10 protein-coding genes and 1 tRNA gene are annotated in these 12,392 nt (G+C 32.9%); 4 read left to right on the top strand and 7 right to left on the bottom strand.

The window, feature by feature from the left end; all coding sequences use genetic code 11:
- Nucleotides 1–16 precede the first annotated feature (16 nt).
- Nucleotides 17–256 (bottom strand): hypothetical protein, encoded by a 240-nt coding sequence (locus PMI10_RS07900; RefSeq protein ID WP_007806459.1) that lies wholly within the window; start codon nt 254–256, stop codon nt 17–19.
- 451 nt (nt 257–707) lie between these two features.
- Between PMI10_RS07900 and PMI10_RS07895 the strand changes: the two genes are divergently transcribed.
- Both PMI10_RS07895 and PMI10_RS07885 read left to right on the top strand, forming a co-directional pair.
- Entirely contained in the window at nt 708–1,247 is a 540-nt protein-coding gene (locus tag PMI10_RS07895; RefSeq protein WP_007806457.1) for a DUF2004 domain-containing protein, read from the top strand.
- Between the two features lie 243 nt (nt 1,248–1,490).
- Complete coding sequence (locus PMI10_RS07885) at nt 1,491–2,174, top strand: hypothetical protein (protein ID WP_007806453.1); 684 nt, start codon at nt 1,491–1,493, stop codon at nt 2,172–2,174.
- Between the two features lie 100 nt (nt 2,175–2,274).
- On the opposite strand, the gene PMI10_RS07880 is transcribed toward PMI10_RS07885, so the two are convergent.
- The 6 genes from PMI10_RS07880 to PMI10_RS07855 all read right to left on the bottom strand — a co-directional run bounded on the left by PMI10_RS07880 (nt 2,275) and on the right by PMI10_RS07855 (nt 7,067).
- Nucleotides 2,275–2,347: transfer RNA gene (locus tag PMI10_RS07880), tRNA-Met, on the bottom strand.
- A gap of 122 nt (nt 2,348–2,469) precedes the next feature.
- Entirely contained in the window at nt 2,470–3,993 is a 1,524-nt protein-coding gene (locus PMI10_RS07875) for a glycosyltransferase family 39 protein (protein WP_007806451.1), read from the bottom strand.
- A 284-nt stretch (nt 3,994–4,277) separates the two neighbouring features.
- Nucleotides 4,278–4,718: a DUF2147 domain-containing protein gene (locus tag PMI10_RS07870; protein WP_007806450.1), complete on the bottom strand. Its 441-nt coding sequence runs from the start codon at nt 4,716–4,718 to the stop codon at nt 4,278–4,280.
- Between the two features lie 123 nt (nt 4,719–4,841).
- Nucleotides 4,842–5,225: a DUF4345 family protein gene (locus tag PMI10_RS07865; protein ID WP_007806448.1), complete on the bottom strand. Its 384-nt coding sequence runs from the start codon at nt 5,223–5,225 to the stop codon at nt 4,842–4,844.
- 55 nt (nt 5,226–5,280) lie between these two features.
- Entirely contained in the window at nt 5,281–6,228 is a 948-nt protein-coding gene (locus tag PMI10_RS07860; RefSeq protein ID WP_007806447.1) for an NADP-dependent oxidoreductase, read from the bottom strand.
- Between the two features lie 41 nt (nt 6,229–6,269).
- A complete protein-coding gene (locus tag PMI10_RS07855) occupies nt 6,270–7,067 on the bottom strand; it encodes an SDR family oxidoreductase (protein WP_007806444.1) in 798 nt (265 codons plus the stop codon).
- A gap of 761 nt (nt 7,068–7,828) precedes the next feature.
- Between PMI10_RS07855 and PMI10_RS07850 the strand changes: the two genes are divergently transcribed.
- Nucleotides 7,829–10,012, top strand: coding sequence for an alpha-N-acetylglucosaminidase (locus tag PMI10_RS07850; RefSeq protein WP_007806442.1), 2,184 nt, complete (start codon nt 7,829–7,831; stop codon nt 10,010–10,012).
- Between the two features lie 334 nt (nt 10,013–10,346).
- Entirely contained in the window at nt 10,347–12,275 is a 1,929-nt protein-coding gene (gene nagB, locus PMI10_RS07845; RefSeq protein ID WP_007806440.1) for a glucosamine-6-phosphate deaminase, read from the top strand.
- The last annotated feature ends 117 nt before the right edge of the window (nt 12,276–12,392 follow it).

Genomic DNA, 12,392 nt, shown 5'->3' with positions numbered 1-12,392 from the left:
TTTTAACAGAGATATATTAAACAGCCATAATAGTTATTCTACTATCATTAATACCGCTTATAATAACTGGAATTTCACTTAAACAATTCCTGATTGCAAGTAATAACTCTTCAAAATTATCGAATCTGTCAGTCAATAATAAAAAGCATAATAAACATTCAGCCTCACTATTTGGATTTAAAATTGAAACTCTAACAGAATTACCTAATCCGCATGCTATAAGTCTTTCGTGTATCGTTTGTAATTTTTTATTCATAATTTAAATATTTATTTTAAGAACTTTCTTCAATACACTTTGTATTAATTTCCCCTGCTGTTGCGAGCGTCCCGCTCGTGAACTCGACGAAATGTTGACAAAAAGAGTTTTAAAGATAGTTAAAAACAACAAAAGCTCCAGATTTCTCTGAAGCTTTTGTTGTTTTAGTAGCGGGAAGCATTCAATTATCTAACCAGTTTTTCGAAGATTATTACAATATTATAGGATACGCATCTTAATTTTTTCTTTGGATATCTATCCATATAATTACCAAAAGCATCCGTCAAATTAAAAGCCCTTTTGATGATTCGTAATGAAAAAGCTATATATTTGAAAATAAATAATGTGTGGTATTTATCATGTATATTTACCCTAATTTGGTTGATTTTGTATGATTTTGTTACAAATATGAATAAGTTAGATATAATATTAACATAACTAAATTTTTAAAATGGACTTCTTTAAAAACTTATTCCAATTCAAAAGTAAAAAACCTCTTTTAGTTGATTTTCCTTATTTCAAAGAAATAGATATTAATAAGACAGAAGAATTATATAATGTTTCTGTTGAAATTAATGGAATGTTGATTTCATTAGATTTAAATTTCTATGAAGAATCAGTTCCTTTGAAAACCATAAAAAAAGCTGTAGATTTTCTACAAAAGCTATCCGAATTCGAAATAATTGCAAAAAATAAAATAATTGAAGAATTTAATACCGGAAATGTTGTCAAAGATTATATCGCACACCATTTAAAAGAATTAGATAGTGAAGGATTGAAAATCTTAGGAATTAATAGTTTTGAAGATTCAGAAACGCAAACAAAAATAATGTTTGATAAAATTCATTTAAAAAGGATAGGGATTTACCCGGAAGATTCAGGAAGTTATGGCGTTTTTGATTATACAATAAATGATTATTTAACACAATATTTGATTGTTGCAAGGTTTGACAGAAATAGAAATCTTGTAGAAATTGTAGAGGAAAGCTAAAAATGTCTTGTCCTAAAAAAAATCTGACACGAGCAGGACGCTCACGCCATAGGGATTTTTTTAATAATCCTATTGAAGTTGCTTTTATAATTTTTTTTCTTCAAGCTTTGCTAATAAATCTTGTAACTGTTTTAGAAAATATTCTTGAACTACGCAAAATCACTGCATACTACTTAAATATCTTTGGATCATTAATCAGTAATTTTTATATGATTGATTTTATAAATTATAAAACGTAACATTATGGATAGATCAATTACTTACATGGAAAAGTTATCCAATGGATATTCGCTTACTGAACTTGGATATCGAGATTATATTGCAGCTCGCTTTTTACTTAATAACCATTTCATAGTTCAAGGACTGAATCTTGCGAGTACAGCTGTAGAAAAATATTTGAAAGCTGTAATTGTCTTTAATCTTAAAGAAAGAGAAAGGTATAATTACCATTTTGACAGATTTAATTTACTCAAAAATCTGCTAGCGAAAGTTAACAATGATGTAACTGAAGAGTTTGATCCAGTTTTCATAGCAATATTAGAAAAAGCATTTAAGATCAGATATTATGATAAAATTAAAAAACCAATTTTTATGGGTTTTTACATAAATCAATTTATTGGGGAATTAGATTACACAATTGACTATTTGGAAAAGTTCATTTCTAATACTCAAAGTGGTGGACAATCTATAACAGTATATAGTAAAGCAGTTAAAAATAATGATCCGCATCTTTATGAAAATAACTTTATTCTAAAAAAAGAGAATAAAAAAGATTTTATGGAAAAACCTGATGTTGGATTTTCTATATACATTAGAGTTGAATCTGTAATTCAGGAAGAAAAGGTAGTAAAAGGCGGAAGTACCAGAAATAAATATGATGGTCGAATATCAAAATTCACACAATTTGGTACAAACTTTATGTTGTAACAATAGCTGCCGGTGATTTCATGCTGGAGAAAACGTCCTGCTTATGAACATAACAAGATATAATAAAAAAAGCTCCAGATTTCTCTGAAGCTTTGCTTAGTAGCGGGAACAGGACTCGAACCTGTGACCTTCGGGTTATGAGCCCGACGAGCTGCCTACTGCTCTATCCCGCGATGTTTCGGGTGCAAAGATACGCAGTAAATACAGTTTTGCAAAGAAATTACCGGTTTTTTTTGAGGAAAAGAGATTAAGTGTATAATCCTTTGTAATGGAGGTGCTTCTGTTTTTATATTTTTTAATGATAATTTTTTTCTTCTTTGATTTCCTGTTCTATTCTTTTATTGATATTGATTTTAGCTCCGGTAAAGACAAAAATAGTGGTTTTGTATTCCCGGGCATATTTATTTTTTATTTCGCCGGCAATAGAAGAAGATTGAAAGTACGGACTGGTTTCTTTAAGCTCATTGCTGACTTCTTCATATTCTTTAACCCTGATTAGGTTTTTATATTTCACATCAAGATTAAACCAATTCACATAATCGGCATTAAAAGAAACGGCTTTAATTCCTTTTTTTGTATAATAATTGATGGCTCCGGCCTGACCATAATTGTCGCAAAGTACTATTGTTTCTTTTTTATTTGATAAGGCAGCATAAACAGAATCAGTTTTTCGGGCAAGTTCCTTCCATCCCAACATGTCAGCAAAATCTTGCGGCAGGGCATGATCCTTTCCATCTTCCCAACGAAGCATGTCCAGTTTTTTGTATTTTTCTGAGTGGTTTACTATATATTCCGGACTTTTGTTTGGGAAAGCCAAATTGTACATCGGTATAAAAAACAATAGCGGAATGATTATAAATACAGGTTGTAAATAACGTTTCCAATCCGTATTCATCACATTGGAAAGAAAAACAGCTCCGAAAGCAATATAAACAGGATATAAACCAATTGCATAATACGCTTTGGCTTTGAAATATAAAAAAACAATAAGTGTAAAAATTATAGTAGCAAAGAAGAATTTATATTTCGAGAAAGGTTTGTAAAACAACAACGCATATAAAGCTGAAAGAATAACCAGAAGTGATCCGATAAAAAATAATATTTGTTCTTTCAAAAAGCCTATACGATCAACATTGACCAATTGTGTTTCGGCCAGTTCTTTCATATGATGAACAATCGGAAATTGATTGTTGTATTGCCATAAAAGATTCGGCAGAATTAATACCAATCCGATAGTTAAAGCGAAATACAGATTTTTCTCTGCTAAAATGCGCCTTTGGCCAGAAAGCAAAAGAGCAGGCAAGAGGCCAATAAGCAGGAAAAGAATGTTGTATTTATTCAGAAAACCAAAAGCGAAAACCACAGCGGCTACATACAACCATTTTGCTTTTTCGGTAGTGATGTATAAAATGACAACATAATAAAAAGCTGTCCAACACAATACATCTAGTGAGTTGGGCTGGTACAACATATTGATTCTAAGCAATGATGAAAACACAATACAAGTTGCACCTAAAATTAAGGCATATAGATTGCCTTTGAGTATTTCAATAGTTTTCCAAACAATAATAAGTGTTAAGACTCCAAAAAGGGCAGGGAAGAACTTAATCCAGAAAACAGAATTTCCGAGTAAAAATATAATATAAGAAACCCACGAAGTTACCGGAGGAACTGATAAATATCCCCAGGCTAAATGATGAGCCTGATCGAGATGCAGATATTCATCACGCTGCAAATCATATTCGGGACTTAGCAAAACATATTGCAAAACAAATTTTAAAATAATAAACCCAACTAAAATTAATATTTTTTTGGTCATGGGAATTTAGTTGTTTTGTTAAATAGATTTATATCAGTACTTAAAATGTTTAGCTAATATATCATTTATTTTTAATTTTAAAGTTGCAGAAGATTTAGAAATAAAAGACAAAAAGAAAGCCTCAGATTTCTCCGAAGCTTTGCTTAGTGATCCTGAGAGGATAATTTTTGCCATTTTCATTCTGAGTCCATTCGGTTTCGCTCAGGATAAACTTAGAGGAGGAAAGGGCTTCGACTCCGCTCAGCCTGACACCTGTTTTGAATTACACTTAAACAGTTAGATAATTATTTTACTTTTTCCCAAATAGCAGTTCTTCCCAATAAAGAGATACCAATATACCCCCTAATGTTGAGTTTCCCGTTTGTTAGTTTCATTGTACAGCTATATGTTTTACCACTGTAGGCATCATAAATTTCGCCGTCATCCCAAACACCATCCCGGTAAACAAAATCCGTAAGTATGATCAGGTCTTTAAGTTTGCGGGACCTAAGGTTTTTATCTTTGTTTTTGTCGTCTTTTTTAGAGGTGACCCCATCAGCTTCATACATGGTCTTTCCCCATATTAATTTTCCGAAATATTTATTATTAGATTTGTAAATCTCAATTTTCCCATCTTTTTCCTGACTCATCCAAAGACCTACTATTTTATCTGAAGGAGTATTTTGGGCTACCACATTAGAAATTGTTATAGTTAGTAGTATTAGCGTTAAATATACTTTTTTCATGTTTTTATTATTTGAAAATTACCCCGTTTGATGTAATTTAATTATCTCTTTGTAGAATTGGCGAAACGTGATTTAGTCATATTTTTTTACAGATAAAACATTAAAATATCTTACTTGTTAAATTTATTTTTTAGAAACATCCAATTGTTTAGAAGCAAAATACAATACAACAATTAAAAAAACTTCTACTACTATTGGCGGCATTAATGCATCTGACCAGCCATCAACTATAATGCTGTATATTCTGCCAAAAAGTATTACTGATATAAGCAATAGAGAAGATTGATACCAAGTTTTATTTTTAGTTCGCAAACCCATAAGTAACATCAATCCAATTCCTATAAGTGTACCGCTTATTGGTCCCCGAAAGGTATTATGGATTAATGCTCCCTTTAAATCTATACCATACAATTCTAATGTATCTGAAGGGAAAAACATATTTTTAATCCCTAATAATAATACTGTAATAATACTTAGCACTACTAAAGCATTAACTGTTTTTTTCATGTATTTTATTTTTTAAAATCTATTTATTTGTTTTTATGGCAATGCTTTGTTTAACTTAAATATTTACTACAATTTTACCAACAGTTCTGCCTTTTTCTAAATACAAATGAGCCTCACTCATCTCGTCAAAAGAAAATGTTTTGGAAACGTGTGATTTCAATATGCCTTTTTCCATTAACTGTGCAATTTGCAACATATCATCACCTGATGACGCTACAAGTGCAAATGATAAATCAACACCTTTTGATTTTGCTTTTTCAAGCTCTTCATTAGAAATATTGCTATTTGCAATTGAAACAATTGTTCCACCTTGTTTTGTTATATCTAATGATTTTAAAATAGTATCACCTCCAATGGTATCTAACACAAAATCAACATCCGTAACCAGATCTTGAAAATTTTCTGTTGTATAATCTATATGTTTATCTGTTCCATTTTGTAAAACAAATTCTCTGTTTTTTGCTGATGAAGTACCAATTACATAAGCTCCAAGGTGTTTGGCGATTTGTGTAGCGTAATGTCCTACACCACCTGATGCTGCGTGAATTAACACTTTGTCCCCTTTTTTTACTTTTCCTTTTTTTACTAAAGTTTGCCAGGCCGTAAGTGCAGCAAGTGTAGCTGCTGCGGCTTCCTGATGAGAAATATTTACAGGCTTTAAGGTTAAATGTGCTGATGGTACTGCAACAAATTCGGCATAAGCATTTCCTTTTCCAGGGAAATTTGCCATTCCAAAAACAGGATCACCAATTTTGAAATCTGTCACATTTTCTCCAACTTCAACAATTGTTCCTGACAAATCCCAACCTATAATTGCTGGTCTGTCTGCACCGAGAATCCAATTTAATGCTCCATCACTTGATCTTACTTTATAATCAACCGGGTTGACACTTAATGAAATTGTTTTTACTAATACTTCATCACTTTTAATTGTTGGCTTTGAGGTTTCTATATATTGCAGATTATCAACACTACCTGCTTCATTTAAGATTATTGTTTTCATTTTTTTATATGTTTACGATGAATGCTTTCAGTATCTGAATTTTAAGATTTGTTTAATTGTTTGAGAATTGTTTTTTCTAACATCCCATAAGCAAAATGTTGTAAAGTAATTAACACAGACAAACCTTTTCCAACCAAATTTCTAAATTTAGGCTTATCTGTTTCAACTACTTTAAGCACTTTTGCCGTAACCATTGCAGGATCCTCTGCTTGTTCTACTATGAAATTTGTATATTTTTCAATTTTATTCCTTAGCGTATTGTAATCTTCAATTTTCGTTAAAGGTGATGATGAATTATCTAAAATGCTTGTTTTAAAGGCGCCAGGTTCAATCATGGCAACACGAATATTAAACTCATTCAACTCATATCGTAAAGCTTTGAAATACCCTTCCAATGCATGTTTTGAAGCTGCATAGTAAGCGGAATTAGGAAATGAAACAAGTCCTACAATTGAACCTACCGTTATTATTTTACCAAATCTTTGTTTTCTAAAATAAGGCAATACAGCGTTAGTTACCTTGATAGTTCCCCAAAAGTTGGTCTCTAATTGTTGCCTTCCTAACTCTATGGGTGTTTCTTCTGCAATACCCGACACTAAAAAGCCAGCATTGTTGATAAGAATATCCAAGCGATTTATTTCTTTAAAAATTCTTTCGGAAAAAGTGTTTATTGATTCTTCTGAAGCAAGGTCTAAAGCTATCATTTTGAATGGTAATGATGTATACTTTTCAGGGTTTCTGCTTGTACCAATTACGTTGTAACCTTTTTTGTGCAGCTCGTTTGCAATTAGCAAACCAAAACCTGATGATGCGCCTGTTATTAAAATTGTTTGTTTCATGTTTTTTAATTTTATTGATTAGTTTAATTTATTTTAGACTTTTTAGTATATTTTTTCAGCTGTTTTACTGATTTTTTGATTTATTAAATAGTTAATTAAAACAGACTAAAAAGTATATTTTTAGTCAAAAAAAATAAATTCTTCCTTTTCATTAAAGTTTGAAACCGCTTTTCTATAATAAATTGTTTTGCCCTTTCCGCTTTTTTCTCAACATCATAACTACTATTTCACAGGACAAAAATATACTAAAAAGTTTATTTTATAAGACAGCTTAAGTTTTTTATAATAATTTTAACATTTATTAGTATTCTATGTTTTTATAGAAAAATAAATTCATTGTCTGCTTTATTTGGTTCCTGTCTTATAAAAAAATACACCTTTTGCTTTCAATATAATCTTCTCTAATTCCTTCATTTTGTCGACAATACAGCCTGTTAAAAGTGATAAATCATTGTAATCAGCCAGATACTGCGGAAACTTTCAGGATAAAAGATGGATAATATGTCTATAGTTTTGAATGATGCGTCCATCTTTTAAAGATTCATTATTCATAATTTTATCTTAATTAAAGTATCTAATTTATTTACGGATGACAAAAGTGGAATAGTAAAGTGTAGGATGTAAATATTTAATACAAATATTAAGTGATTATTGAGTTTGTTTTAGTTTGAGTTAGTGTAAAGGGGAGATTAATAATCTCCCTATTTTTTGCGTCTATTTTTTAAACTAAATGTTTTAATGAATATATAAATATCGTCTATATGAGAAGAGAGAGTTTGGAAATTAGAAACTATAAACCCTTAAGGAGTAGTATTGCTTTTTTTGCAATCCTATTTTTTTTGGCACCTAATGCGTATTGTAAAAATGAGGAAAATACAAAAAGTTCAATGGCTGTATTAGCGAGGCTTATTGGGAATCGTGCGGATGAGTTTGAATTAAGTATTATTGAAAATAAAGATCAAACCAATTCGGATTGGTTTGAAGTAGAAGCAACAGGGAATCGGGTAAAAATTCAGGCAACATCTAATACCGCAATTTGTTATGCGGCCTATACTTTTCTTAGGGATATTGGAGCAGTTTTGGTTAGTTGGGAAGGAAACAGAATCGACTTGCCAAAGGCCTGGCCAAAGTATTCAAAAAAGCAATCTACACCATTTAAATACAGGGAATATTTAAACGCTTGTACTTTCGGTTATACTACTCCATGGTGGGATTGGGAGCGCTGGGAACAGGAAATAGACTGGATGGCGCTTCACGGTGTTAACCTGCCTACAGCAATGGAAGGACAAGAAGCAGTCTGGCAGCAATTATGGAAAGAGTATGGATTAACAGACAGTCAGTTACAAGCACATTTTACTGGGCCTGCATTTTTGCCATGGCAAAGAATGGGGAATATAAACAGTCTGGAAGGACCATTACCACAAGAATGGATCAATAAAAAAGAAAATGTTCAGAAGAAAATATTGCAAAGAATGAGAGCTTTAGGAATGCATCCTGTTGTACCCGCCTTTAGTGGTTATGTGCCAAAAGCATTTGCAGAGAAACATCCGGGCTCAAAAATCAGCGAATTAAAATCCTGGTCAGGAGGAGGTTTTGAAAGTACTTACCTGTTGGATGCTAATGACCCTTTGTTTAAGGAAATAGGAAAACGTTTTATAGAAATCTACACAAAATTATACGGCCAAGCTGATTTTTATTTAGCCGATGCTTTTAATGAAATTACGCCTCCAGTTTCTAAGGAACATAAATATGAAGAACTGTCAGATTATGGAAAAACCATTTTTGAAACTATTAATGAAGCTTCACCAGACGCTACCTGGGTTATGCAGGGGTGGCTTTTTGGAGATAATAAAGAGTTTTGGACAAAAGAAGCCACTAAAGCTTTTCTTAGTAAAGTGCCAAATGACAGGATGATGATTCAGGATTATGCAAACGACAGGCATAAAGTATGGGAGAAGCAAGAAGCTTTCTACGGAAAACAATGGACGTATGGTTATGTACATAATTATGGAGGATCGAATCCTGTTTATGGAGATTTAAATTTCTACAAAAATGAACTCACACACTTATTAGGAAATTCTAATAAAGGAAATGTTGTTGGCTACGGAGTAATGCCGGAAGGTTTAAATAACAACTCCATAGTTTACGAGTATATTTATGATCTTCCATGGAGTCAGGGAAAGGAATCTGTAAATGACTGGCTAAATAAATATTTGAGTGCCAGATACGGAAAAAATATTTCTACCCCTGTTTTTCAAGCCTGGAAATTGTTAATCGAATCAGTTTACAGTACTAAATATTGGGAAACACGCTGGTGGGACGACAGGGCCGGAGCTTATTTGTTTTTTAAAAGACCTACTCTAAAAATAACAGAATTTAAAGGGAATCCCGGAGATAAGCAAAAGCTAAAACAAGCTTTGGATATTTTGAAAAGAGAAAGCAAAAGCTTCAATAAAAACAGCCTTTATTTTTATGATTTGCTGGATATGTCAAGGCACTATTATTCACTTTGTATTGACGATTTATTGATAGAATGTGTTACCGCATATGAGTTGAAAGATATAAAGAAAGCTGACGAATTATTTAAAAAAATAGAGAAACAGGCTTTGGATATAGATAATATGCTTTCCGGGCAGCCTTTGAACAGCCTGAATAATTGGTTAAAATCTGCTTCAGATTATGGAAGTTCTCCTGAGGTATCCAAACTGTACGTAAAAAATGCAAAAACATTAATAACACTTTGGGGAGGAGAAGGTCACCTGAATGATTATGCTTCCAGATCATGGCGTGGGATGTACAAAGGTTTTTATTGGCCAAGATGGAAAATGTTTTTACAGGCGCAAAGAGAATCAGTAGTCAATAATACCTCATTTGATGAATTGAAAGTAAGAGAATCAATAAAGCAATGGGAAATTAAATGGTGCCAAAGCAAAGAAATGTATTAAACTGAGTTCGATACAAGATTTATTTACCTCAAAATTTAAATTATTCATAGATGAATCGTTCCTACGGAACTCCTTAAAATTCATCATAGAATATTTCAACGGATTAAAACCGTTGCTGCAAAACGAATTGTTCCTCAGGAGCTTTAGCATAAAAGAGCCATAGGCTCACTACATATTATAGCGACGGATTTTAATCCGTTGATAACCAGTAATGATGAAAGCAGTTCCGTAGGAACGCTCCATATAAAATTGATTTTTGGAACAATAGATTTTATATCGAACTCAGGTTATTAGGAATTTACAAAATATTTAATCAATAAATAAAATAAAAGCGATGTTAAAAAGCGACATAGACAAAGCAACAAGTTTTGAAAAGAGATTTGAGAATATAGGAACTGTAGTTTATGAAAATTCAGTGATAGCTTCCAAATCAGTAGCTAATGAAATAGCAGGTTTAATAAGAGAAAAACAGGCCCAAAAACAATTATGCATATTAGGCCTGGCTACGGGATCGAGTCCAAAAAGCTTATATGCGGAGCTGGTTCGCCTTCATAAAGAAGAAGGACTGAGTTTTAAAAACGTAGTATCATTCAATTTAGATGAATATTATCCAATGGAGCCGGATTCTATAAATAGCTATGTTCGGTTTATGAAAGAACTGTTATTTAATCATATAGATATTTTGCCGGAAAATGTTCATATTCCGGATGGTACTTTATCGAAAGAAGCGATAGGGGATTACTGCAGCAATTATGAAACTAAGATTGAAGCGCTGGGAGGTCTTGACTTACAAATTTTAGGAATTGGCGGTAACGGTCATATTGGATTTAATGAATCCGGATCGCTGCAAAATTCAAAAACCCGTTTAGTTGCCCTGGATCATATTACGCGGGTAGCTGCAAGTAAGGATTTTTCAGGTTTGAATAATACGCCAAGAACTGCGATTACTTTAGGTGTAAAAAAGATTATGGAAGCCAAAAGAGTTATACTGCTGGCTTGGGGCGAAGGAAAATCGAATATAATTAAATCTTCTGTCGAAGGTCCTGTGACAAATCTGGTTCCCGCCTCTTTTCTGCAGGAACATAATAATACCACTTTTGTACTGGATAAATCGGCAGCTTCAAAATTGACCCGTATCAACACACCATGGCTGGTTGAAAATGTGAATTGGACAGATACACTTATACGAAAAGCTGTTTTAGGTTTGGCTTTGCATTTAAAAAAACCAATACTAATGTTGACAGATGCCGATTATATTGAGAACGGGATGAGTGATTTGCTTGCAGACTTAGGTCCCGCATATGATATTAATATTAAAATTTTCAATAAACTGCAAAACACCATTACCGGATGGCCGGGTGGAAAACCCAATGCCGATGACAGTAAACGCCCTGAAAGAGCGGAACCGGCTAAAAAACGGGTTCTTATTTTTAGTCCACATCCGGACGACGACATTATAAGTATGGGAGGAACCTTCAAACGCTTACATGAACAGGGTCATGAAGTACATATTGGCTATCAGACTTCTGGAAATATTGCTGTAGCAGATGATGAAGCATTACGATTCGCAGGTTTTGTGTGTGATTACAATGATAAATTTGGAATTGCAAGTACGGAAGCTAATGATATCTACAATAAATCGGTTGCATTTCTTAAGAATAAAAAAAACAGCGAAACTGATATTCCTGAAGTAAGAAATATTAAAGGCCTGATACGAAAAGGAGAAGCCCAGGCTACATGTCATTTTGTGGGATTACCGGATAGCCGGATCCATTTTATGGAGCTTCCATTTTATGAAACAGGTACGATTGAGAAAAAACCATTAGGAGAAGAAGACATCAGGATAACTATGGATTTGATTGAGAAGATAAAACCTCATCAGATATACGCAGCAGGAGATTTGGCGGATCCGCATGGTACCCATAAAGTATGTTTGGATGCAATTTTTGAAGCAGTAAAACGATTGAAAACAAAAGATTTCATGAAAGATTGCTGGGTTTGGCTTTACAGAGGCGCATGGCAGGAGTGGGGAATAGATGAAATTGAGATGGCGGTACCAATGGGACCGGATCAGGTACTGGAAAAAAGGAAAGGCATTTTTAAACATCAATCACAAAAAGACGGAGTCGTTTTTCAGGGTTCGGACAGCAGGGAATTTTGGCAGCGCGCCGAAGATCGCAACAGGGAAACAGCAGATTTATACCATCAGCTTGGATTATCACATTATGCAGCAATGGAAGCTTTTGTGAGATGGATATATTAGTAAAACTTTAACTACAATAATATTGTAAAAGTAAGTCTCAAACCCCTTATTCTCATTGACTTTACTAAAAACATCCATGTTTCTGAATAACCTGTCCATTTGTTAACATTTCATTAG

This window comes from Flavobacterium sp. CF136 (assembly GCF_000282055.1).
Lineage (GTDB): Bacteria > Bacteroidota > Bacteroidia > Flavobacteriales > Flavobacteriaceae > Flavobacterium.
This window is presented reverse-complemented; position numbering and strand designations above follow the sequence as displayed.